At 70.0% G+C, this 22,955-nt stretch carries 21 protein-coding genes and 1 riboswitch; of the genes, 6 read left to right on the top strand and 15 right to left on the bottom strand.

Going from position 1 to position 22,955, the window contains the following annotated elements; genetic code table 11:
• Nucleotides 1-31 precede the first annotated feature (31 nt).
• Nucleotides 32-634 (bottom strand): PadR family transcriptional regulator, encoded by a 603-nt coding sequence (locus ACFXDJ_RS33070; protein ID WP_384651560.1) that lies wholly within the window; start codon nucleotides 632-634, stop codon nucleotides 32-34.
• A 329-nt stretch (nucleotides 635-963) separates the two neighbouring features.
• On the opposite strand from ACFXDJ_RS33070, the gene ACFXDJ_RS33065 reads away from it, so the two are divergent.
• Entirely contained in the window at nucleotides 964-1,536 is a 573-nt protein-coding gene (locus ACFXDJ_RS33065; RefSeq protein ID WP_384651562.1) for a hypothetical protein, read from the top strand.
• Between the two features lie 779 nt (nucleotides 1,537-2,315).
• Here the strand turns inward: ACFXDJ_RS33065 and ACFXDJ_RS33060 are convergent.
• On the bottom strand, nucleotides 2,316-3,149 hold the full coding sequence (locus ACFXDJ_RS33060) for a PIG-L family deacetylase (RefSeq protein ID WP_384651564.1): 834 nt from the start codon (nucleotides 3,147-3,149) through the stop codon (nucleotides 2,316-2,318).
• 198 nt (nucleotides 3,150-3,347) lie between these two features.
• Between ACFXDJ_RS33060 and ACFXDJ_RS33055 the strand changes: the two genes are divergently transcribed.
• Nucleotides 3,348-3,656 carry a hypothetical protein gene (locus ACFXDJ_RS33055; RefSeq protein ID WP_384651566.1) on the top strand — a complete coding sequence of 103 codons (309 nt, stop codon included), beginning with the start codon at nucleotides 3,348-3,350 and terminating at the stop codon, nucleotides 3,654-3,656.
• A 79-nt stretch (nucleotides 3,657-3,735) separates the two neighbouring features.
• A complete protein-coding gene (locus ACFXDJ_RS33050; RefSeq protein ID WP_384651568.1) occupies nucleotides 3,736-4,581 on the top strand; it encodes a PhzF family phenazine biosynthesis protein in 846 nt (281 codons plus the stop codon).
• Nucleotides 4,582-4,591: 10 nt separating this feature from the next.
• Here the strand turns inward: ACFXDJ_RS33050 and ACFXDJ_RS33045 are convergent, their stop codons facing one another.
• Nucleotides 4,592-5,374 carry a CPBP family intramembrane glutamic endopeptidase gene (locus ACFXDJ_RS33045; RefSeq protein ID WP_384651582.1) on the bottom strand — a complete coding sequence of 261 codons (783 nt, stop codon included), beginning with the start codon at nucleotides 5,372-5,374 and terminating at the stop codon, nucleotides 4,592-4,594.
• A 159-nt stretch (nucleotides 5,375-5,533) separates the two neighbouring features.
• The gene (locus ACFXDJ_RS33040; protein ID WP_384651570.1) at nucleotides 5,534-7,069 is read right to left on the bottom strand and encodes a glutamate-cysteine ligase family protein; all 1,536 of its coding nucleotides are present in this window, start codon (nucleotides 7,067-7,069) and stop codon (nucleotides 5,534-5,536) included.
• Between the two features lie 508 nt (nucleotides 7,070-7,577).
• Here ACFXDJ_RS33040 and ACFXDJ_RS33035 point away from each other — a divergent pair.
• Together ACFXDJ_RS33035 and ACFXDJ_RS33030 are read left to right on the top strand one after the other, a co-directional pair.
• On the top strand, nucleotides 7,578-8,198 hold the full coding sequence (locus ACFXDJ_RS33035; protein WP_384651572.1) for a hypothetical protein: 621 nt from the start codon (nucleotides 7,578-7,580) through the stop codon (nucleotides 8,196-8,198).
• A gap of 292 nt (nucleotides 8,199-8,490) precedes the next feature.
• Nucleotides 8,491-8,697, top strand: coding sequence for a DUF5999 family protein (locus tag ACFXDJ_RS33030; RefSeq protein WP_330295262.1), 207 nt, complete (start codon nucleotides 8,491-8,493; stop codon nucleotides 8,695-8,697).
• 125 nt (nucleotides 8,698-8,822) lie between these two features.
• Here the strand turns inward: ACFXDJ_RS33030 and gcvP are convergent, their stop codons facing one another.
• A complete protein-coding gene (gene gcvP, locus ACFXDJ_RS33025; RefSeq protein ID WP_384851132.1) occupies nucleotides 8,823-11,708 on the bottom strand; it encodes an aminomethyl-transferring glycine dehydrogenase in 2,886 nt (961 codons plus the stop codon).
• Between the two features lie 196 nt (nucleotides 11,709-11,904).
• A riboswitch (glycine riboswitch) is annotated at nucleotides 11,905-12,003 on the bottom strand.
• 118 nt (nucleotides 12,004-12,121) lie between these two features.
• On the opposite strand from gcvP, the gene ACFXDJ_RS33020 reads away from it, so the two are divergent.
• Complete coding sequence (locus ACFXDJ_RS33020) at nucleotides 12,122-12,487, top strand: PRC-barrel domain-containing protein (RefSeq protein ID WP_384661788.1); 366 nt, start codon at nucleotides 12,122-12,124, stop codon at nucleotides 12,485-12,487.
• Here ACFXDJ_RS33020 and ACFXDJ_RS33015 read toward each other — a convergent pair.
• The 10 genes from ACFXDJ_RS33015 to ACFXDJ_RS32970 all read right to left on the bottom strand — a co-directional run bounded on the left by ACFXDJ_RS33015 (nucleotide 12,484) and on the right by ACFXDJ_RS32970 (nucleotide 22,787).
• A complete protein-coding gene (locus tag ACFXDJ_RS33015) occupies nucleotides 12,484-13,959 on the bottom strand; it encodes a DNA polymerase IV (RefSeq protein ID WP_384661785.1) in 1,476 nt (491 codons plus the stop codon). The two genes, ACFXDJ_RS33020 and ACFXDJ_RS33015, sit on opposite strands and share 4 nt — an antisense overlap.
• Nucleotides 13,960-14,082: 123 nt before the next feature.
• Nucleotides 14,083-14,739 carry a MerR family transcriptional regulator gene (locus ACFXDJ_RS33010; protein WP_384661782.1) on the bottom strand — a complete coding sequence of 219 codons (657 nt, stop codon included), beginning with the start codon at nucleotides 14,737-14,739 and terminating at the stop codon, nucleotides 14,083-14,085.
• 203 nt (nucleotides 14,740-14,942) lie between these two features.
• Complete coding sequence (locus tag ACFXDJ_RS33005; RefSeq protein WP_330295267.1) at nucleotides 14,943-15,416, bottom strand: bifunctional nuclease family protein; 474 nt, start codon at nucleotides 15,414-15,416, stop codon at nucleotides 14,943-14,945.
• 96 nt (nucleotides 15,417-15,512) lie between these two features.
• Nucleotides 15,513-16,274, bottom strand: a complete 762-nt coding sequence (locus ACFXDJ_RS33000; protein WP_384661780.1) for a MerR family transcriptional regulator — start codon at nucleotides 16,272-16,274, stop codon at nucleotides 15,513-15,515.
• A gap of 44 nt (nucleotides 16,275-16,318) precedes the next feature.
• Nucleotides 16,319-17,155 carry an FHA domain-containing protein gene (locus ACFXDJ_RS32995; RefSeq protein WP_384661777.1) on the bottom strand — a complete coding sequence of 279 codons (837 nt, stop codon included), beginning with the start codon at nucleotides 17,153-17,155 and terminating at the stop codon, nucleotides 16,319-16,321.
• A 189-nt stretch (nucleotides 17,156-17,344) separates the two neighbouring features.
• On the bottom strand, nucleotides 17,345-18,247 hold the full coding sequence (locus ACFXDJ_RS32990; RefSeq protein WP_384661775.1) for a DUF881 domain-containing protein: 903 nt from the start codon (nucleotides 18,245-18,247) through the stop codon (nucleotides 17,345-17,347).
• Nucleotides 18,248-18,252: 5 nt separating this feature from the next.
• Nucleotides 18,253-18,585, bottom strand: coding sequence for a small basic family protein (locus ACFXDJ_RS32985; RefSeq protein WP_112452698.1), 333 nt, complete (start codon nucleotides 18,583-18,585; stop codon nucleotides 18,253-18,255).
• Entirely contained in the window at nucleotides 18,582-19,487 is a 906-nt protein-coding gene (locus ACFXDJ_RS32980) for a DUF881 domain-containing protein (RefSeq protein ID WP_384661772.1), read from the bottom strand. The genes ACFXDJ_RS32985 and ACFXDJ_RS32980 overlap by 4 nt, the downstream gene beginning before the upstream one ends.
• Before the next feature lie 113 nt (nucleotides 19,488-19,600).
• On the bottom strand, nucleotides 19,601-22,096 hold the full coding sequence (locus ACFXDJ_RS32975) for a sugar phosphate nucleotidyltransferase (protein WP_384663846.1): 2,496 nt from the start codon (nucleotides 22,094-22,096) through the stop codon (nucleotides 19,601-19,603).
• A 100-nt stretch (nucleotides 22,097-22,196) separates the two neighbouring features.
• On the bottom strand, nucleotides 22,197-22,787 hold the full coding sequence (locus ACFXDJ_RS32970; RefSeq protein ID WP_384663848.1) for a CDP-alcohol phosphatidyltransferase family protein: 591 nt from the start codon (nucleotides 22,785-22,787) through the stop codon (nucleotides 22,197-22,199).
• Nucleotides 22,788-22,955: the final 168 nt, after the last annotated feature.

Raw genomic sequence — 22,955 nt, 5'->3', positions numbered from 1 at the left:
TGCTTCGTGCGGGAGGTCCCGCCGGCCGGGCTCAGTGCTCGTCGGCCAGGATCAGGTAGAGCTTCTTGCGGGCGTCGTTGATGACCGCGAGGGCCTTCTCCCGCTGTGCGGGGGTACCGGTCTTGAAGACCTGGCCGAAGGCTTCCATCAGGCCGAAGCCGGCCGTCCGGATCTCGTTCATCGCCTCGAAGTCGAACCCTCGCCCGGCTTCCGCCCAGGGGGCGTCCGGACCGGACTCGGCCTCGGTGCGGCCGGCGTCGGTGAGCGTGAACAGCTTCTTGCCGCCCTCGCTCACGCTCGTGATGAGCCCCTCGTCCTCAAGCATCTGCAGGGTCGGGTAGACCGACCCCGGACTGGGCTTCCAGGCCCCGCCGCTGCGCTCGCCGATCTCCTGGATCATCTCGTAGCCGTGCATCGGCCGGTCGGCGAGCAGCGCCAGGATGGAGGCGCGCACATCACCCCGCCGGGCCCGGCCACGCGGTCCGCCGCGCCCGCCCCGCCCACCGAAGGGTCCGCCGCCGAAGGGCGGACCGAACGGCCCGAAGGCGGCACGCCGCCCCTGGAACTCCTCCCGACGCTCCGGCCCGCAGTGGCCGTGACCCCGCCCGTGCTCGTGCTGTCCGTGTGAACGCATGACTGCGCTCCTTTCGTCATTCGGTGATCTGGTTGTCGCTGTTGCGATGCCTCCACTATCGTTGACCCATCGCGATGCGTCAACGATATATCGGAAACATCTTTACCGAACAGCACTGGATCACCGTGCGCGGTGTCCCGTCTCAGTCGATCTGGCCGCTGTCTCAGGTGATCTGATCCGATCCGCGCGTATGGCTCGCCCGGGAGAGGGGAGGGGAGACGGGAGAGGGGGCTATGAGGTTGGCAGTGCGTGCGAACCTAGGCAGACGAGGGGCGGTTTCGAGTAGCGTGACCTAACAGGCGTTTCTCCGGACGGTCTGGGTGAGTGTTATGGGCGAGGTCGCGACAGTCATCACCGCGGTTGTGGCGTTGTTCGCCGTCTGCGGCGGCTACGTCCAGTTCGTGCTCAGGCGGTCGCTGCTCCCGTGTGTCGAGTTCGACGTCGAGTTCGCGTTGCTCCACCGGGGTCCGTCGCAGACGGTCGGCGAGGTCGCTTGCATCGTGCGCAACGTCGGTCCGAACATGGCGGTGGTGGAGAACGTCAGGATCCGCTGCCGCTACCGGCTTGCCGGGGACCCTGAGGATCGATACCCCGATGAGGGGACTCAGCCCCGCCTCGCTCATAACCTCGCTACCGGCGACGCCATCGTCCTGGTGGAGCAACGTACCTTCGTCCAGCCCGCCGTGACCCAGCGGTACGGCGTGCCTGTCGCTCTCCCGGCTGCTGTGCAGATCGTCGACATCCTGGGTTTGTTCGACTACAGGATCGACCTGGGCAAACCGACCAACCTCCTTATTCAGCTCTTCGCGCGTCCGTCCAAGAAACTCGAACTCGACTGGCGCAAAGGCATCAGAGACCACACCGCGCGACGCACGTTCCGCGTCGGGCCGGATCGACTTTGACCACAACCTGACCTGGCCGGCTGCGGTCCGCCACTTCGCGCCCAGCAGCTGGATCCACCGGCTCGCGCCCCTGGCCGATACCAAGGCCGTGATCACTCTCCATCGGCTCCTCGCCGAGTTCTTCGACGAGAGCAGTCGGAGAGCCTCGCCAGGACCTTCAGGGACTACCAGTCATGGCTGACCACCCGGCCCTGGTACCAGTTCGAAACGGCGTCACCGGACCAGATCAACTGAGACAGCACCCGGCATCCAAGCAGCCGGGACCAGATCACCCGAGATTCTCGGCCGCCTGGCGTCTCAATTGATCTGGTCGCCGCAGGTCACAGCCCCACCCGCCGACCAGATCATTTGAGACGGGACACGTGGCTTATCGGGAGGCGGGATCGGCGAAGGGTGGGGAACACTTCGCCGGATGATCGTGATGCAGCCCGTCCTGGAGATGAACACCCCCGACGGCTTCGACCTCTGGCCTGTCGCCCGACGACTCCACGGGCATCACCTTCCCGCCCGGCTGCTGTGACGGACCGGACGACTGGCACGACTGGTACCAGGTCGCCGACGGCAGCGGCGGGATCGGGTACGGCCACCCTCCACAGTCGTCGCTGGCCGAGCGCGTCGGGGACACCGTCCACCTCACCGCCGCCCTTGCCCGCGCTCTCGCCCTTCCGGCGCCGGGCACACCGCCAACGCCGCTCGGGATGATCGGGCGGTAGCGGGGCTCCGCCGTCCGCCTCGATCGGGGCTTCACCGGCCACGGTCGAGGCGGACAGCCGGACGGATCAGCGCAGTCCGGCGAAGAGGTCGTTCTCGGGTACGGCCGCGCCGGTGGTGTCCCGGACGCGCAAGAAGGTCTCCACGCCCATCAGCTTGCCGAACCGCTCCTTGCCCATCCTGAGGAAGAAGATGTTCTCGCCCTGACTGGCGTGCGCGGCCAGCGCGTCGAACTTCTGACCGCTGAACGCGGTGGTGTCCACCCACGTGGTGATCTCGTCGTCGGGGAGGCCGATCTCGGCCAGCGCGGCGGCCTCCGCGGGGTCCGGCTCCGGCATGTCCTCCTGGAACTCGCGCATCATCTCCCCGAAGCTCCGCATCATCGAGCGGGGCGCCGTCGTCCAGTACACCTTCGGAGTCAGCTCGGCCAACTCCAGCGCCGCCATCGTGATGCGGTGGGCCTGGATGTGGTCGGGGTGGCCGTAGAAGCCGTTCGCGTCATAGGTGACGACCACGTCGGGCCGGTAGTGGCGCATGAGTTCCGCGAGCCGGGCCGCGCCCTCCTCCACCGGGGTCTTCCAGAAGGACCCGGGGGCGTCGTTGCTCGGCCAGCCCATCATCCCGGAGTCGGCGTAGTCCAGCGTCTCCAGGTCGCTGATCTTCAGGACCTCACGGCTCGCCTCCAGTTCTTGACGGCGCATCAGGGCGACGGCCGCCGGATCGTGCCCGGGATCACCCGGCTTCACGCCCCCCGGTCCGTCACCGCAGCCGCCGTCGGTACACGTCACGAGAACCGTGCGGATGCCCTCCGCCGCGTACCGGGCGAGGACCCCTCCGGTTCCGGTTGCCTCGTCGTCGGGGTGGGCGTGCACTGCCATCAGCGTCAAAGGCCGGTCAGTCATGAATCAGTCCTCCTGCGGAAAATGCGTACGGGTCCGATTCGGTGCAACAGCGCCGCCCGGACCTGCTGTTCCCCGCAGACTACGGCGGCCTCGCGCACGGGCCCGCCCGTCGCCAACCGGCCCAATATCGGTGAGACTGAAGGGCATTCACCCAGCCCGCCGAGAATCGCCCCGCCCCACCTTCAGCAAGGCAGGTCAATGAGCTCACCCGGCGAAGAACTCGAAGTACGCGAAGTGCGCGAAGTACGCGAAGTGCTCGAAGTGCTCGAAGCACCGGTGACCGACACCGTCCTCCTGGTCTTCGACGGTCGCGTGCTGGAGCTGTTCGGCTTCAACGACGTGCATCGGTGGCACGTCTGGCAGCGGCCCCGCATCGAATGCACCGAGGGCCGGCGGCCCACCCTGACGATCACCCTCGGCCGCTCCGACTACCGCTTCCGGATGCCCTGCGACACCCACCGGCTCCCCGGCCTCCGCGCCCTCGCCGAGCGGCTGCCACGCGACTGACCGGGGAGGCAGCCGAACAGGCCAGTCATCCCGGATTGGCCTTTGCGGCGGCCGGGCCGGCCTCCCTACGGTCGGAATCATGCGCATCAGAATCGTGGACGCCTTCACCGACCGCCCCTTCGCCGGCAACCCCGCCGGAGTCCTGCTCCTCGACGGCCCCGGCGGCACCGACGGCCTCGACGGTGGATTCCCCCCGGACTCCTGGCTCCAGCAGGTCGCCGCCGAGGTCAACCTCTCCGAGACGGCCTTCGCCCACCCCCTGCCGCCAGGCGGGGACGCCGACTGGGCGCTGCGCTGGTTCACCCCGGCCGGCGAGGTCGACATGTGCGGCCACGCGACCCTCGCCACCGCGCACGTACTCGCCACGAGCGGCCTGGCGACCGGTCTGATCCGCTTCACCGCGCGCTGCGGGATCCTCACGGCGGAGGCCGCCGAGGACGGCACGATCACCATGGACTTCCCGACCTCCTCCCTGACGGAGGTGGAGCCGGAAGCCGAGGTCCAGCTCGCCCTGGGCGCCGGGATCAAGTCGGTCCACGACACCTCCGAGCACATCGGCGACCTGGTCGTGGAACTGGCCGACGAGCGGACCGTACGCGAGCTCACGCCCGACCTGCCCGCCCTGCGCGGCTACGGCCGCCGCGGGATCATCGTCACCGCCGCCGCCGAGGACCCCTCCCGCGGCTACGACTTCGTCTCCCGCGGCTTCTTCCCGGCCCTCGGCATCGACGAGGACCCGGTCACTGGCAGCGCCCACACCGCGCTGGCCCCCTTCTGGGCCGCGCGCCTGGGCCGCACCGAGCTCGTCGGCCTCCAGGGCGGAGCGCGCACCGGCTTCGTCACGGTCCGGCTCACGGGCGACCGTACGCTGCTGACCGGACGCGCGGTCACCGTCATCGACGGCGAGCTGCTCTCCGCGCCCTGAGCACCGGCGGCTACGGGGTGGGCAGCCAGCCCACCTTGCCCGCGAGCAGGGCGTACCCGCCGAAGGCCACGATGTCCAGCAGCGCGTGGGCGACGACGAGCGGCCCGACCCGGCCCCAGCGCCGGTAGGCGAGCACGAAGACGACGCCCATCACCATGTTGCCGATGAAGCCGCCGATGCCCTGGTAGAGGTGGTACGAACCGCGCAGCACGGAGCTGGCGATCAGCGCGGCCATCGGCGACCAGCCCAGCTGGCCGAGCCGGCGCAGCAGGTAGGCCAGCACGATGACCTCCTCCACCACGGAGTTCTGCACCGCGGAGAGGATGAGCACCGGGAACTTCCACCACACGTCGGGCAGCGCCTCCGGCACCACCGTCAGGTTGAAGCCCGTGGCCCGCGACACCAGGTAGAAGGCGAGCCCGGCGCTCCCGATGCCGGCCGCGACGAGCGCGCCCCGGCCCAGGTCCCACCCGGGCCGGGTGCGGTCGAAGCCCAGTACCTTCAGCCCCGGGGCGCCCTCACGGGTCAGGAGGTGCGCGACGAGCAGTACGGGGACCAGCGCGCTCGCGATGCCGAACAGCTGCCAGGCCAGGTCGAGCCAGGGCCGGCCCGGCGCGTGCGAGCCGTTGAGCGTGGCGGCCTGGTCCTTGAGCCCGCCCGGCTTGGTCAGCGAGCCGATGAAGCTGATCAGCGCCGAAACGCCGCTCGCGCCCAGGGAGAGCGCGAGCACCAGCAGCGTCTCGTCGCGCAGGGCCTTGCGCCCGTCCCGGCCCTCTTCGAGTTCCCCGACCACCGGCTCCGGCTCCGTCCGCACGCTCGTCTCCCGTCCGCCGACCACTGCGATCACCCCATACTGCCTCGTCGGCGGGGGAACAGGATCACCGGACGGGACCGGAGCCGGATCACGGGGTCCGGGCGCCCCCGGGCCAGTCCCCGGGGTCGGCCCCCCGGGTCAGCCCTCGGCCGCCGTCACGGCGCTCACCTCCGACTCCGCGAGGCCGACCGGCCAGGTGTGCACGGGGTCGCCCTTGTGCATCAGCTCGCTGTAGCGGCGCGTGGTCGCGGCGAGCGCCGCGTCCCGCTCCAGCCCGGCCGCGAGCGCCCGATGGTACGTCTCCACCTGCCAGGTGGCTCCGTTCACCCGTCGCCGACATCGCTCCTCGATGATGCCGAGGTAGTGGTCCCGGTCGGCGGGCTCGATGCCCCACGCGTCCAGTCCGGCGGCCGCCATCGGCAGCAGCTCGTCCAGCACCAGCCGCACCGCGGGCACGCTGGCCAGTCCCCCGCCCCGGCCCCGGCGCGGCCAGCGCACCCGGGCGTCGATCCCGTAGCGGCAGGCCGCGTCGAAGTTGGCCTCCGCCTCGGCGAAGGGCAGCCGGCTCCACACCGGGCGCTGCTCGTCCGCGAGGGTCCGTACGAGCCCGTAGTAGAAGGCCGCGTTGGCGACGACATCGGCCACCGTCGGCCCGGCCGGCAGCACCCGGTTCTCCACGCGCAGGTGTGGCACCCCGCCGGCGACCCCGTACACGGGCCGGTTCCACCGGTAGACCGTGCCGTTGTGCAGCACCAGTTCCTGGAGGCTGGGCACCCCGCCCTCGGCGAGGACCCGCAGCGGCTCCTCCTCGTCGCAGATCGGCAGCAGGGACGGGAAGTAGCGGACGTTCTCGGCGAAGAGCTCGTACGCCGAATCCACCCACCGCTCACCGAACCAGGTGCGCGGCCGCACCCCCTGCGCCTGGAGCTCGGGCGGCCGGGTGTCGGTGGCCTGCTGGAAGAGCGGCGGCCGCGACTCCCGCCACAGCTCGCGCCCGAACAGGAACGGCGAGTTGGCGCCGACCGCTATCTGTACGGCGGCCACCGCCTGCGCCGCGTTCCACACGTCCGCGAACCGGGCCGGAGTCACCTGGAGGTGCAGTTGTACGGAGGTGCACGCGGCCTCGGGCACGATCGACCCGGAGGTCCAGGTCAGCCGCTCGACTCCGTCGATGTCGAGCGTGAAGTCCTCGCCCCGCATCATCAGGATCTGCTCGTTCAGCAGCGAGTAGCGGTCCACCGCCGAGAGGTTGGCGGTGACCAGGTCGGCGCGCGAGATCGTCGGCAGAATGCCGATCATCACCACCCCGGCGTCGATCTCCACGGCCTGCCGGTGGGCATAGCCGAGGCCCGCGCTCAGTTCTTCGGCGAGCTGGTCGAATACCCGGCCGCCGAGCCGGTGCGGAAGTACGTTCACCTCCAGGTTGAACATCCCCAGTTCCGTTTGGAAATCGGGGCTCGCAATGCGCTCCAGTACCTGCGCATTCACCATTCTCGGCAACCCGTCGGCACCCGCGAGATTCAGCTCGATCTCCAGCCCCATCATATTCTTGGGGCGATCGAACCTCTTCTCCGCCAGAAGCCGCTCCAGTCCCTCCAGGCACTCGTGAAGCTTCCTCCGGTACCGTTGCCGATCGGACAGGTCGAATCCGCCCGCCACGACCTTCTCCCCCATCGAAGCGTCCCTCCTCGACTGGGCCTGGCCGGCTTGGAAAAGATCCATCACCCCAGGCGCGCGTTACGGTCGATGATGCCCCGGCGGCGTGATCGATAACGCGGAAGGGGCGTGACTGGCGAGGAGCGCGCGCCGGTTTGGCCGACAGGCGCTTTGGCACATTCACCTGGCAAGCCGCAATGCGCAAATACTCCGTAGACTTTGCCGGTTCCGGATAACCGGCGCTTTCCAGCCGAGCCCCCGTCCGGTAACCTCCGAGGTCAGCGCGGCATTTTTGCGCGCGACCGGCATGAATGCCATGTCAGAGGGACCGGTAAGCGCCTTGCCGGCAATAGGCGGGACAGCTAGCCGAAACACTGCGTGAACACATGTCGTATAAACTCCGCAAACGAGGCAGAGAGTTGGCGCGCGGCCATTGCCCCTCAGCCCCCCTCTGGCCCCAGAATGCGACAGCGCCGTCCGCACCTCCCCCCGATCCACCGGTCTCCCAAGTGAGAGGCGACCCACCATGCCGCTGCACGTCCCTCCGGCCCCCGCGCCCGCCCTGCGCAGTGTCCTCGCGGCCCTCGGTTCCCCCAGCGCCGTCAATGAAGCGCACACCCCGGCCCTGCGTGCCCTCCAGGGGCCGATGACCGCCGAACTGCCGCTGCCCGTCCACGTCCTGGACCGGCTGAACCTCTCCGGTCTGGCCTCGGGCGGTCGACCGCCGCGCACCCGGCTGACCGGCTGGCGGTTCCTGATCCGCAGCGGGGACCGCTACGTGGCGGCGGCCGACACCCGACTGACCCCGGACGGGTGGGCCTTCTCCCACTTCTTCGAGGGCCCCTACGTGGCCGCCACCGAACGCGCGCTGCGCCAGGCGGAATCCCTCGGCAAGGGCTACCAGCCACGGCTGCTGTCCGTACCGGAGCTGTACATGCTGACGCTGTGGCTGCACGGGGCGGTGGGCGCCGACGCGGCGTCCGGGATGCCGGCCGCCGCCGATCTGCTGGTCCCGCTGGCACCCGCCCCACCCGGCATCGCCGCCTACCGGCCGCACCCGGTGTCCGAACTGCTGCCCGTGATGACCCACAGGCTCACTCCTCAGGCGCCGCCGGTCCCGCCCTCGATGGCGGCCCCGGCCGCCTGAACGGAGCCCGGTGCGCCCCGAACGGAGCACCGTGGCCGGAATTGCCCATTCGGCCTAGCCCACTCGGGCCCCCTGCGAACCACCCGAAATGACAGGGGAGTTGACCTGAACCGCCCGCACGAGTGATGCGTCATCAATCTATGAGGACAGCTGCCGGGAAATCCCTGCGGACGCGGAGTCCTAGGGGAACACTGGGGACCCTGACCAAGCCAAATCGTTGATACGGGGGGCGGCCATGAACAACGCATCGAGCCGCAGCACACAGACCACACCGCAGCGAAAGAACGCATCCATGTGCCAGCACAAGCCAGCGTGCCCGTCCGCCGACTCCGCCGACCGGGAGGCCGCACACCCCGTGGCCGTCCACCCGGAACAGGGCTGGAGCCTGCTGTGCAACGGCGTCCTGCTCTTCGAGGACACCGGTGAGCTGCTGCCGGACGGCCAGATCATCGCCCCGCACCGCGCGCTCGCCGCGGCGCACGTGATGAAGGCCGCCTAGCCGGGGCCGTCCGATGACGGCGGGCGCCGAAAGGGGCCGGCCCAGGAGTACCACTCCCGGACCGGCCCCTTCGTCATGCCTCAGTACTTCATGCCTCGGTACCGCACGGCTCCCGCCGCGGTGACCTAGTTGTCGTACTCGTCCAGCGGCGGGCAGGAACACACCAGGTTCCGGTCACCGAAGGCACCGTCGATCCGGCGCACCGGCGGCCAGTACTTCTCCGCGGCCGACACCCCGCCCGGGAAGACGGCCTCGTCGCGGGTGTACGGGTGGTTCCACTCGCCGCCCAGCGCCGCCGCCGTGTGCGGGGAGTTGGCCAGCGGGTTGTCGTCCACCGGCCACTCGCCGCCGGCGACCCGCTCGATCTCGGCACGGATCGCGATCATCGCGTCGCAGAAGCGGTCGATCTCGGCGAGGTCCTCGGACTCCGTCGGCTCGATCATGAGCGTCCCGGCGACCGGGAAGGACATGGTCGGCGCGTGGAACCCGTAGTCGATCAGGCGCTTGGCGATGTCGTCGATGCTGACGCCCGTCGCCTTGGACAGCGGGCGCATGTCGATGATGCACTCGTGCGCGACCAGGTTGCCCGGGCCGGTGTAGAGCACCGGGTAGTGCGGCTCCAGGCGCTTGGCGATGTAGTTCGCGCCGAGCACCGCCACCTGGGTGGCGCGCTTGAGGCCCTCACCGCCCATGAGGCGCACGTACGACCAGGAGATCGGCAGGATGCCGGCCGAGCCCCACGGGGCGGCCGAGATCGGGCCGACGCCCGTCTCCGGACCGGCGGTCGGCTGGAGCGGGTGGTTGGGCAGGTACGGGGCCAGGTGCGCCCGGACACCGACCGGGCCGACGCCGGGGCCGCCGCCACCGTGCGGGATGCAGAAGGTCTTGTGCAGGTTCAGGTGCGAGACGTCGCCGCCGAAGTGACCCGGCTTGGCGAGGCCCACCAGGGCGTTGAGGTTGGCGCCGTCCACGTAGACCTGGCCGCCGGCGTCGTGCACCTGGGCGCAGATGTCGGCGACGTGCTCCTCGAACACACCGTGCGTGGAGGGGTACGTGATCATCAGTACGGCGAGCTCGTCGCGGTACTGCTCGATCTTGGCGCGCAGGTCGGCCGCGTCCACCTCGCCGTCGTCGGCGGTCTTGACCACGACGACCTTCATGCCGGCCATCACGGCGCTCGCGGCGTTGGTGCCGTGCGCGGAGGACGGGATGAGGCAGACGGTGCGCTGCTCGTCGCCGTTGGCCCGGTGGTAGGCGCGGACGGCCAGCAGACCGGCGAGCTCACCCTGGGAACCGGCGTTCGGCTGGATGGAGACCTTGTCGTAGCCGGTGACCTCGCAGAGACGTTCCTCCAGCTCGGTGATGAGCGTGAGGTAGCCCTCCGCCTGCTCCACCGGGGCGAACGGGTGCAGCTGGCCGAACTCGGGCCAGGTGACCGACTCCATCTCGGTGGTCGCGTTGAGCTTCATGGTGCAGGAGCCCAGCGGGATCATGCCGCGGTCCAGCGCGTAGTCCTTGTCCGAGAGCTTGCGCAGGTAGCGCAGCATCGCGGTCTCGGAGCGGTGCTGGTGGAAGACCGGGTGGGTCAGGTACGCGTCCTCGCGCAGCAGCCCCTCGGGCAGCACGTCGGCCGTGGTGGCGTCCAGCGCCTCCAGGTCGGCGGTGACCCCGAAGGCCGCCCACACCGCGTCCACGTCGGCGCGCAGGGTGGTCTCGTCACAGGCGGCGGAGACCAGGTCGGCGTCCACCTGGTACAGGTTGACCCCGCCCTCGCGGGCCGCGGCCACGACCTCGGCGGCGCGGCCCGGAACCCGGGCGGTGATGGTGTCGAAGTAGGCGCCGTGCACGATCTCGACCCCGCCGGCCCGCAGACCGGCGGCGAGCAGGCCGGCGTAGCGGTGGGTGCGGCGGGCGATCGTCCGCAGGCCGTCGGGGCCGTGGTAGACCGCGTACATGCCGGCCATGACGGCGAGCAGCACCTGCGCGGTGCAGATGTTGCTGGTGGCCTTCTCGCGGCGGATGTGCTGCTCGCGGGTCTGGAGGGCCAGGCGGTAGGCCTTGTTGCCGTCCGCGTCCACGGAGACGCCGACGAGGCGGCCGGGCAGCGAGCGGGCGTGCTTAGCCTGGACGGCCATGTAGCCGGCGTGCGGTCCGCCGAAGCCCATCGGAACGCCGAAGCGCTGGGTGGTGCCGACGGCGATGTCCGCGCCCAGCTCGCCCGGGGAGGTCAGCAGGGTCAGGGCGAGCAGGTCGGCGGAGACGGCGACGATGGCGCCGAGCCCGTGGGCCTGGTCGATGACCGGCTTGATGTCCCGTACGGCACCGGAGGCGCCCGGGTACTGGACGAGCACGCCGTAGATCCCGCGCTCGGCGGCCTCGGCCGGGATGCCCTCGGAGAGGTCGGCGACGACGATCTCGATGCCGATCGGCTCGGCGCGGGTCTGGATCACGGCGATGGTCTGCGGCAGCGCGTCGGCGTCCACGAGGAAGACGTTGCCCTTGGCCTTGCCCACGCGGCGGGCCAGCGTCATGGCCTCGGCGGCCGCGGTGCCCTCGTCGAGGAGGGAGGCGCCGGAGGTCGGCAGCCCGGTCAGCTCAGCGACGACGGTCTGGAAGTTCAGCAGCGCTTCCAGGCGGCCCTGCGAGATCTCCGGCTGGTACGGGGTGTACGCCGTGTACCAGGACGGGTTCTCCATGACGTTGCGCAGGATCACCGGCGGCGTGAAGGTGCCGTAGTAACCCAGGCCGATCATGGAGGAGAGGACCTGGTTGCGGTCGGCGAGCTGACGCAGCTCGGCGAGCACCTCGGCCTCGGTCCGCGCCTCGGGCAGGTTCAGCGCGGCAGTGGTCTTGATCACATCCGGCACCGCTGCGGCGGTCAGTTCGTCCAGGGAGCCGTAGCCCACCTGGGCGAGCATCTTCGCCTGCGCCTCGGCGTCCGGGCCGATGTGGCGCTGCTCAAAGGGGATGCCTCGCTCCAGCTGGGAGAGCGGAATGCGGTTGGCGGTCATGTACGGAGGCCTCCTGGGTCGTACGACCTGCGAGGGGCACCACGGCGCGGGCACCCGGACGGCCTCCCCCTCTGTCATCACAACCTGAGAGCTTCACCGGGCCGCTCGGGGGTCGCCCGGGGTCCGGCTTTCACCGTCGGTGAGGAGAGGAACCGGCACTGCGCGCCCGGTACCGCCCCTACTTTCCAGAGTGGCCTCACCACGTGCGGTACGTATGCCTGAGAGATTCCGGGGAGGATTTGCTCCTTCGGCGCCTCCGTCTCGCTCACTCGGAGGACTCTCCCGCACAGGGTCAACAGCCGTCACCCAGCCTACCAGCGAGGATCTCGCGCCCTCCCCGAGTGGCCCCCTCTCCAGAAATGCACTTTTGTAGTCATTACGGAGGAGTTGCGACCAAATGGAGGGACCGGACCGTGCAGACCGACATCGATCCCCGCAGCCTGATCGGCCGCAAGGCGTTCGACCGCAATGGCGCCAAGATCGGCACCGTCGACGAGGTCTACCTCGACGATGCCACGGGCATCCCCGAATGGGCTGCCGTCCGGACCGGCCTCTTCAGCCGGGACGCCTTCGTCCCCCTGGAACCCAGCGAGATGGTGGGCGACACCCTGCGCGTGCCCTTCGAGCGCTCCCTCATCAAGGACGCCCCCGACTTCGGCGTCGGCCGCCACCTCTCCCCCGAACAGGAGCTGCAGCTCTACCACCACTACGGCCTCGACGTGGCCCTGCCCGGAGACTTCCACCGCGACTTCGGCCGCCTGGCGGGCGACGAAGGCTAGCCCAGCACACCGCCGGCCCCCACCAGCGGAAGCGGATCGGACGGCTCCAGCTCGGGGTCGTCCACCCGGAACGTCCGCACCCGGCCCGGCTCCGAGCCGGGCTCCTCGAACCGTACGGTCACCCGCCCGACCCCGCTGCCCTGCACCCACCCGGGCCCGTACACCGCGTGCCGGACGTCGCTCCCGGCGTGCCACAACCGCCCGGCGCCGTCTTCGATTCCGGCTGCCTCATCGGCAGCCGGGGCCGCCTCGGGACCGCCCGCGCCGTTCCCCCCGCCGGGTTCTACGGGCTCACTCGCATCCTCGCCCGAACCCGTCTCGGCAGCCTCATCGGCCCCACCGACCCCATCCAGCCCAGCGGCATCCCCCTGCTCTTCCCCCTCAGCGGCCAGCGCAAGCGCACCGGCGAAGGCGAACAGATCCTCCTGCGTGTAGTCCGCCAGCCCCGTGACGCCCACCCCCAGCAGCCGCACCCCGCCCGTGGTGTCCACGCCCTCCAGCAGCCGGGCCGCGGCCTCCCGGACCACCGCCGGGTCATCGGTCGGCCCCCGCAGGGTCTCGGACCGGGTCAGCGTCGAGAAGTCGTACCGCCGCACCTTGAGCACGATGGTCCGCCCCGAGTGCCCGGACTCCCGAAGCCGCCGCACGCACCGGTCCGCGAGCCGCTGCACCTCGCCCCGGATCCGGACCCGGTCGTGCAGGTCCACGTCGAAGGTGTCCTCGACCGACACCGATTTCGCGTCGCGCTCGGCCACCACCGGCCGCTCGTCCACGCCCCTCGCCATCCGGTACAGCCCGACCCCGTGCGAGCGCCCCACCATCCGGACCAGCTCGTCCTCGCCGGCTTCCGCCAGCTCCCCCACCGTGGTGATCCCGGCCCGCCGCAGGTGTTCCCCGGTGGCCGGCCCCACCCCGGGCAGGGTCCGTACGGGCATCGGCGCGAGGTGCGCCCGCTCGGTGCCGATGTCGATCAGCAGCAGCCCCGCGGGCTTGGCCTCCTCGGAGGCCACCTTGGCCAGCATCTTGGACCCGGCCAGCCCGACCGATCCGCTGAGCCCGGTCGCGGCCATGATGTCGGACCGCAGCCGCTCTCCCACGGCCCGCGCGGACTCCGCGTCGAAGGCGACCCCGCCCGCCTCCAGGTCCACGAAGGCCTCGTCCAGGCTGAGGGGCTCCACCAGCGGCGACAGCTCCCGCAGGAGGCCCATGACGGTGTCGCTGACCGCCCGGTACAGGCTGAAGCGCGGGATCAGGTACGCGCCGTTCGGGCAGAGCCGCCGCGCCTGGGCGGTCGGCATCGCCGAGTGGACCCCGAACCGCCTGGCCTCGTAGGAGCAGGTGGCGACCACCCCGCGCGGACCGAGCCCGCCGACGATGACGGCCTTGCCGCGCAGGCTCGGCTTCGACGCCTGCTCCACGGACGCGTAGAAGGCGTCCATGTCCAGATGCATGATGGTCGGCGCGGCTCTCACAGCACCGATGCTGCCCTACGCCACTGACAAACGGCCCGAGGCCGTCCGACCGGGCCCGCTGCCGAGGCGGGCCGGGGCCGACGGCCTCGGTACACGTGCCGGAAAGAGCCGGAAGGAGACGGCCTAGACCGCCCGGTTGCGCCGCGCGGCCAGCTCGTCGGCGGGGTTGTGCCCGACCACCGTCTCACCGGTGTCCACGCGCTCCCCGTGGAGCTGTGACAGCGCGTTCTCGACATCGCGCCAGACCACCCCGACGGCGATCCCGAAGACTCCCTGACCGCCCTGGAGCAGGCTGACGACCTGTTCCGGTGAGGTGCACTCGTACACGGTGGCGCCGTCGCTCATCAGCGTCATGCGCTCCAGGTCCGAGAACCCGCGGTCACGCAGGTGCTGCACGGCGGTGCGGATGTTCTGCAGCGCCACCCCGGTGTCCAGGAAGCGCTTGACGATCTTGAGGACGACCACGTCCCGGAAGCTGTACAGCCGCTGCGTGCCCGACCCGTACGCGGGACGCACGCTCGGCTCCACCAGCCCCGTGCGCGCCCAGTAGTCGAGCTGCCGGTAGGTGATGCCGGCCGCGGCACACGCCGTCGGCCCGCGGTAGCCGACCTGCTCGGGTGCCGCCTCGCCACCCTGGGGCCCCACCGGCCCCACCGAACCCAGCGGCGCGGGCTCCGGCTGACGGCGCGCGGAACTCACCGCACCACCGTGCAGCGGGTACGGCCCACCGTCACTCCGTGCGGGGATGCCCCCGGTCGTACCGTCGCCCGTGACTCTCACGCCGACCCTCCGTCCTTGACCTGCCATCTCGAAGGTAGGCAGTCACCAGGGGTGCGTCAACGATCGCCACACTCGGCACGCCGAGTGATAATCACCCTGAGAGTGGTTTCCCGTACCCCATTGCGGGGAAAGGCTAGTCGAATGGGCTGCAATCTCCCTTGAGGCTGCGACGGGAACGGCCGGCGGACGCCGCGGCCCCCGGCTCAGTGCGGGCCGGTGCCGAAGTCCTCGGGCGAGATCTGGTCGAGGAACTCGCGGAACTTCTCCACCTCGTCCTCCTGCTCGTCCGGGATCGCGATTCCGGCGTCGTCCAGCACGCCGTCGCTGCCGTAGATCGGCGTCCCGGTGCGCAGGGCGAGCGCTATGGCGTCGGACGGCCTCGCGCTCACCTCGACCCCGCTGGCGAAGACGAGCTCCGCGTAGAAGACGCCCTCCCGCAGATCCGTGATCCGGACTTCGGTGAGTTCCTCGCCGATCGCCTCCAGCACGTCCTTGAACAGGTCGTGCGTCAGCGGCCGGGCAGGAGCCATGCCCTGCTGCGCGAAGGCAATGGCGGTCGCCTCCCCTGGTCCGATCCAGATGGGGAGGTACCGATCGCCTCCCACTTCACGCAGGAGCACGATCGGTTGGTTGGAGGGCATTTCCACCCGGACACCCACAACGTCGAGCTCGTTCACACAGCAACCCTAGGACCTGCCCGGCCGGTTTGGGTAGTCGGGCTCCCCCAAGGCTGCCCGGAGAAGCCCTCCGCGACTCCCGCGAAGGCCCCCGGATCAGTGCAGCCGCACCCCGAGCGCCGTCTGCACCAGGGCCTCGTGCAGCCGCACGGAGAGCCCCGCGAGCTCCTTCAAGGTGGCCTCGGCATGTGCCCTGGTCTGCGGGTTGCGGTGGCGGCGCAGCGGTGAGACCACCTGTTCGACCAGACCGGCCTCCCGGTCGGCGGCGGCCTTCATCGCCCGGAGGTGGCGCGGTTCCAGCCCGAACCGTCCGAGATCGGCCACCAGACGGGCCACCGTGACGGCCTCGGCGTCGAATCCGCCGCCGGGGGCCTCCGAGATCAGCCCGTACGACTCCCACTCGACGAGCTGTACCTCGTCCACCTCCGCGGCGGCGATCAGCTCGGCCCGGCCCACCCGGGCCACGGTCGGCCGCTCCCGGCCCACCTCGCCGTACAGGACCACGGGGCTCGTGGGGTCGACGGACTCCCCGTGCGCCGTGGGCGCCGGGATACGGATCTGCTCGCCGCGGGCGAGCGCGTCGAGCTGCTCGCGGATGACCTTCAACGGAAGGTAGTGATCGCGCTGGAGCCGCAGGATGTGGGCGAGGCGCTCCACGTCGTCAGTGCTGAACTTGCGGTATCCGGAAGGTGTGCGCCTGGGCTCCACGAGCCCCTCCGCCTCCAGGAAGCGGATCTTCGAGATCGTGACTTCGGGGAACTCGTCACGCAGCATCGTGAGCACCGTGCCGATGCTCACCAGCCGCCGGGCCGAGGCGGCGGTGCCGTTTCCGGCACCGCCTGTCGGGGTGCGCAGCATGGGACCTTCCCTGGGGAGTCCCCCGGACAGGATCCGGGGGAGGGTCAGATGCCCCGCAGGCTCGCGTAGAAGACCAGCCGGTACTTGCCGATCTGCACTTCGTCGCCGTTGTGGAGGGAGACGGAGTCGATCGGTTCACGGTTCACGTACGTGCCGTTGAGGCTGCCGACATCGGCGACGGTGAAACCGCCGTCGTGGCTCCTGCGGAACTCGACATGGCGCCGGGAGACGGTGACGTCGTCCAGGAAGATGTCGCTCTGCGGGTGCCGGCCGGCCGTCGTCAGCTCTCCGTCCAAGAGGAAGCGGCTGCCGGAGTTGGGACCGCGCCGCACGATGAGCAGAGCGGAACCCGGAGGCAGTGCTTCCACCGCGGCCTGGGCCTCGGGGGACAGCGAGGACGACACGTGCGATTGTCCCGACACCTCGGCCTCGTAGGCCTCGAGGCCCGAGATCGAGATGGTGGACGTGGTCTCCGAGGCACGCTCCGGCGTCAGACCCGCCCGCAACGGCGCCCCGCAGTTGGAGCAGAACCGGCTCGCCGCATCGCTGCGGTGCCCGCACCTGCTGCAAATCTGCTCGGCCGACATGGACGGCTCCTCGCGCCGCGGCTGCCCCGCGGAGGCATTGGTGGCATACGGGTCGGGGTTAAACCCTCCACCCGTACTTGAGGTTGATGGTTCACCGAAACCTATGCGTCCGGTACCGGCAGGGTCAACAGACGACGCGCCCTGCGCGCCCGAAATATCACCCGCGCCGGCGACCTCGTCGCGGAAGAGCGGCCGGTCGCCCTGCCCTTCCACGTCTCCCTGCCCCGCGCGGTGCCTGGCCGCACCGCTTTCCTCGCGGTTCTTCTTGCCGAACAACTTCTCAAACAACTTCACGGGCGATTCCCCTTGACCGAAACAGACCCGCCCGTGGGGCAGGACGAACTCCGAATGCAACACCTGCCGACCCGGACATTCTCACAACGTCCGTAACCATCAGACAGTTTCCACCACGTACCACGACTTCGGTGCGCCGACCCCCCGCAGGCATCCGCCCGCGTGAGCCGGTCTGCTCTGCGTCCCGCCTCACGGCGATGACGACCGAGCGTAGTCAGGCTGCTTCGCAGCCCGCAAGGCATCCACGACGATCTTCGCCGGTCGTGTGACGGTGACGACCGCTTGCTCCTTCTCCAGCGACTGGACGACGCCGCCCGGAATGTTGAGCGCCGGCTCCAGGTCCTGCGGCTTGCCGATCACCCTGAATTCGTAGGGCTGTGCGATCTTCTTACCGTCGATCGCGACCCCGCCGCCCTCATCCGAGAAGTACGAGCCCGCCACGATCCGCACGCCGTTGATCTGGATCGCCTCGGCCCCGGCCGCACGCAGCTCCTGGAGGGTGTCCAGCAGCTTGTCCGACTGCACCTGGTTCTTGGGATCCGAGATCTTCAGCATGATCCCCGGACCCTGCGCGGCCACCGTACCGGCCAGGATCCCGAGTTGACGTTCCTTCTCGATGGTCTGCTTCCGGGCCTCTTCGGCCTGGTTGGAGCTGCTCTCCAGCTCCCTGCGCTGCTCTTCGAGCTTCTGCTTCTCGTCCTCCAGCCGCTTGGTCCGCCCGTCCAACTCGTCGAGGATCCGTACGAGGTCCTCCTGGCGGGCACCGCGCAGCGCGCTGGAGTCGCTGTTGGACCGTACCTGGATGGCCAGACCGAGCCCCAGGACGAACAGCAGCACCGCGACGATCAGTTGGGCCCGGCTCACCCGCGGCGGCCACAGCCCGGCCGCCAGCCGCTGCCGGCCGGTCTCCTCGGGCTCGGTCCGCACGGGCCCGGACTCCGCCCCGACCCTCTCTTCGGCCACGGGCTCGGGACCGGCAGGCCCAGCAGGCCCGGCAGGCTCGGCGGGACCGGCAGGCCCCGCCTGCGGCTCTTCCTTCGGCGGCTGCCCCGGAACCTTCGGCTCCTCGGGCGGGGTGTCGTTCGTACTCATCGGCCTCACGCCCGGAACACGTGCCGGCGGATGGCCGCGGCGTTTGAGAAGATGCGGATGCCCAGGACGACGACCACACCCGTGGAGAGCTGCGAACCGACGCCCAGCTTGTCACCGAGGAAGACGATCAGCGCGGCCACGACCACGTTGGACAGGAACGACACCACGAAGACCTTGTCCACGAAGATGCCGTCCAGCATCGCGCGCAAGCCCCCGAACACCGCGTCCAGCGCCGCCACCACGGCGATCGGGAGATAAGGCTCCACCACGGCCGGCACTTCGGGCCGGACCAGAAGCCCGACCACCACTCCGACCACGAGGCCCAGTACCGCGATCACGATGCACCCTTCTGCTGCTCTACTGCTGTAGCTGTACGTACGGTCAGGCTCGACGCGGCCGGCAGCCGTACCTCGTCCTCGGGGGACAAGGTGTAGCGGATCCCGTAGCTCTCCTGCAGCACGTGCAGGTACTGGCCGTCCGCGGAGTCCTGGAACGTGGTTCCGAGCCGCTTCTTGTCACCGATCGCCAGCACTTCGTACGGCGGCACCAGCGGCCTGTTGTCGACCAGTATCGCGTCACCGGCGGCCCTGATCGCCGAGAGCGACGTCAGCCGCTGCCCGTTGATCGAGATCGCTTCGGCCCCGGACTGCCACAGCCCGTTGACGATCTTCTGGAGATCATGGTCGCGCAGCCGGCCGGTGTCCGAGAAACCCGTGTTCTCGCGCGGCTTGGAACCGTTGCCCGAGGACGCGCCCTTGGCGTCGTCCACCGTCAGCTTGATCCCGGGCCCGCGCACCTCCGTGGCCCCGGACAGCAGCGCCACGAGCTGGCCCTGGTCACCGCCGTGCTGCTTGAGCGCTGCGCGCTGGCGGTCGGCGACGGCGCCCCGCAGCCTCTCGATGTCCCGCCCCAGGTCGTCCGCGTGCCCGTCGGCGCGGTCGACCCGGTCGATGAGCTCCTGACGCTCCTTGGCCAGCACCGGCGCGGCGACCCGCGCCTGCGCGGCACCCAGCGTGACGACCATCGCGGCGAGCACCAGCCCGGCGGCGAGCCCCAGTTTGGCCTTGAGCGTGCGCGGCAGGCCCACCGTGCCCTCCGACGCGCGGCGGGCGGAGGCTTCCGCGTAGCCCTCGTCGAGACTGTGGTCCATCACGTGCGTCAGCAGCGACATGGAAGCGTCCGGGCGCGCGGGAGGCTGCGCCGAACTCCGGTTGTGGGGCGGCTGCGACATGCCGCACATCGTCGCATGTCGGCACCGCACACGCCGAATGCGCCCGACCGGTGGGCCGGGCGGGGACATGCTCCCGCCCGGCCCACCGGTCTCGCGGACCTACGCCGCCGCGTGCCCGGTGCTCAGTGCCCGGCGCCGTCCACCACGGCTGCCCAGCCGTCCAGGAGCGCCTGTGCGGACGCGTCGTCGGGACCTTCGGCCCACAGATGGGTGACCGCTTCCGCCGGGTCCGGCAGCACCAGCGCCCACCGCCCGTCGGCCTCGACCACCCGTACCCCGTCGGTGGTGTCCACCTGCCGGTCACCGGCCGCTTCCACGACCCGCCGCATGACGAGCCCCTTCACCGCCCACGGGGTCGGCACGTCCCGTTTGAGCACGTGCGCGCGCGGGATCCGGGCATCGATCTGGCTCAGGGTGAGCTGCGTCCTCGCCACGAGCCCTATCAGCTGCACGAAGGCCGCCGACCCGTCGAAGACGCTGCTGAACTCCGGGACGATGAAACCGCCCCGCCCGTCGCCGCCGAAGATGGTGTTCTCCGCCCGGCCCACCCGGGTCAGATCGTCGGGCGAGGTCGTCGTCCACTCCACCTGGGTGCCGTGGTACGCCGCCACCTGCTCGGCGATCCGGGTCGTGGTCACCGGCAGCGCCACCTTGCCGCTGCGCTTCTCGGCGGCCACCAGATCGAGCAGCACCAGCAGGGCCCGGTCGTCCTCGATGATCCGTCCGCGCTCGTCCACGAGGGAGATCCGCTCCCCCACCGGGTCGAAGCGCACCCCGAAGGCGGCCCGCGACGAGGCGACGATCTCGCCCAGCCGCACCAGCCCGGCCCGCCGGGATTCGACGGTCTCCGTCGGCCGGGACTCGTCGAGCCCCGGGTTGACGGTGAGGGCGTCCACCCCGAGCCGGCCCAGCAGGCTGGGGAGCACGAGCCCGGCACTGCCGTTGGAGGCGTCCACGACCACCTTGAGACCGGAATCCGCGACCCCGGTGATGTCGACCCGGCGCAGCAGCGAACCGGTGTAGGCGTCGAAGACGCTGCCCGGGAACTGCAGGTCGCCGATCTCGCCGGGGAACGCCCGCCGGTACTCCTGGCGCGCGTACACCCGGTCCAGCTTCCGCTGCCCCTGGAGCGAGAGGTCCGCCCCCCGCTCGTCGAGGAACATGATGTCCACCGAGTCCGGCACACCGGGCGAGGTCCGCAGCACGATCCCGCCCGCGCTGCCCCGAGCGGTCTGCTGACGCGCCACGGGCAGCGGTACGTTCTCCAGGTCGCGGACGTTGATGGCGCTGGCCTGGAGGGCCGAGATCACGGCGCGCTTGAGCGCCCTCGCGCCGCGCGAGTGGTCACGGGCGGTGGTGACCGTCGCCCCCTTCTTCAGGGTCGTCGCGTACGCACCGGCGAGCCGGACCACGAGCTCGGGGGTGATCTCCACGTTCAGGATCCCGCTGACCCCGCGGGCGCCGAACAGATGTGCCTGCCCCCGGGACTCCCAGATCACGGACGTGTTGACGAAGGCGCCGGCCTCGATCGTCTTGAAGGGGTAGACCCGCACGTTCCCCTGGATGATCGATTCCTCGCCGACGAGGCACTCGTCACCGATGACGGCCCCGTCCTCGATCCGGGCGGCCCGCATGATGTCGGTGTTCTTGCCGATGACACAGCCCCGGAGGTTGCTGTGCGGGCCGATGTACACGTTGTCGTGCACGACGGCCTTGTGCAGGAACGCGCCGCTCTTGACGACCACGTTCGACCCGATGACGGTGTGCTCGCGGATCTCCACCCCGGCTTCGACCTTGGCGTAGTCCCCGATGTACAGCGGCCCGCGCAGCACCGCGTCCGGGCTCACCTCGGCCCCCTCCGCGATCCAGACCCCGGGGGAGATCTCGAAGCCGTCCATGTCGACCTGGACCTTGCCCTCGAGCACGTCTGCCTGGGCCTTGACGTAGCTCTCGTGGGTGCCGACGTCCTCCCAGTAGCCCTCGGCCACGTAGCCGTAGATGGGCCGGCCTTCCTTCATCAGCTGGGGGAAGACGTCGCCGGACCAGTCCACCGATACGTCCGGGCTCACGTAGTCGAAGACCTCGGGCTCCATCACGTAGATGCCCGTGTTGATGGTGTCCGAAAAGACCTGCCCCCAGGTGGGCTTCTCCAGGAAGCGCTCGACCTTGCCTTCCTCGTCCACGATGGTGATGCCGAATTCCAGCGGATTCGGCACCCGGGTCAGGCACACCGTGACGAGTGCGCCCTTCTCCTTGTGGAAGGCGATGAGGTCGGTGAGGTCGAAGTCCGTCAGCGCGTCGCCGGAGATGACGAGGAACGTGTCGTCCTTCAAGGCCTCCTCGGCGTTCTTCACGCTTCCGGCGGTCCCGAGTGGCTTCTCCTCGTTGGCATAGGTGAGCTCCATTCCGAGCTCTTCGCCGTCACCGAAGTAGTTCCTGACGAGCGATGCCAGGAATTGCACGGTGACCACGGTCTCGCTGAGCCCGTGCCGCTTGAGCAGCCTCAGCACGTGCTCCATGATGGGCCGGTTCGCCACCGGCAGGAGCGGCTTGGGCATGCTTGAGGTCATGGGGCGAAGACGAGTGCCTTCGCCACCAGCCATCACGACGGCCTTCATGTCGGAAGAGTCCTCCTTGAGAGACGGCGTCTTCGCCGACCTCACCCGTCCCGGACGGTGACTGGAACACTCCTCCGCGTCAGTCAGGCGCCGAGCGAGCTCAATCGGCCGTGGCGTCCGCCTTCACGAGCCGGCGGACTTGCACCACGTAAAGGATTCCTGCCCACCAATAGAGCGTTGTACCCCATCCGGCGAACGCCCATCCGAAAACGGACCCCGTCCAGGCCAGCCAGCCCGTCCCTTCGCTGACGAGCAGGAAGGGGAACGCGTACATCAGGTTGAAGGTCGCGGCCTTGCCGAGGAAGTTGACCTGCGGCGGCGGATAGCCGTGCCGGCGCAGGATCCAGACCATCACCAGAAGCATCAGCTCCCGCGCGAGCAGGGCCGCCGTGAGCCAGATCGGCAGAATCCCGCGGTACGTGAGACCGAACAGGGTGGACAGGATGTAGAGCCGGTCGGCGGCGGGATCCAACAGCCTGCCGAGGCTGCTGATCTGATTCCAGCGCCGGGCCAACTTCCCGTCGAGGTAGTCACTGACCCCGCTGAGCATGAGAACGGCGAGCGCCCAGCCGTCGTGCTTGGCCAGGATCAGCCACAGGAACAAGGGTACGCCGGCAAGGCGAGCCATGCTCAGGATGTTCGGAATGGTGAAAATTCGGTCGGTCTGAACCCGAGTCTCCTGGACCTCCACCCGGGGGCCTCCACTGACTGTAGAAAAAGCGTCGAACGATGCCCCCTGACCCTACAGGAGGCGTTCGACCCGGCCGTAAACGCAGAAAAGCCCCGTACCAGTTCCCTGGTACGGGGCTCTCTACAATGATTGTTCGGCGGCGTCCTACTCTCCCACAGGGTCCCCCCT

It is taken from the genome of Streptomyces sp. NPDC059443, assembly GCF_042750105.1.
GTDB lineage: Bacteria > Actinomycetota > Actinomycetes > Streptomycetales > Streptomycetaceae > Streptomyces.
The sequence above is the reverse complement of the archived record's forward strand: the minus strand, read 5'-3'. Positions and strand labels throughout refer to the sequence as shown.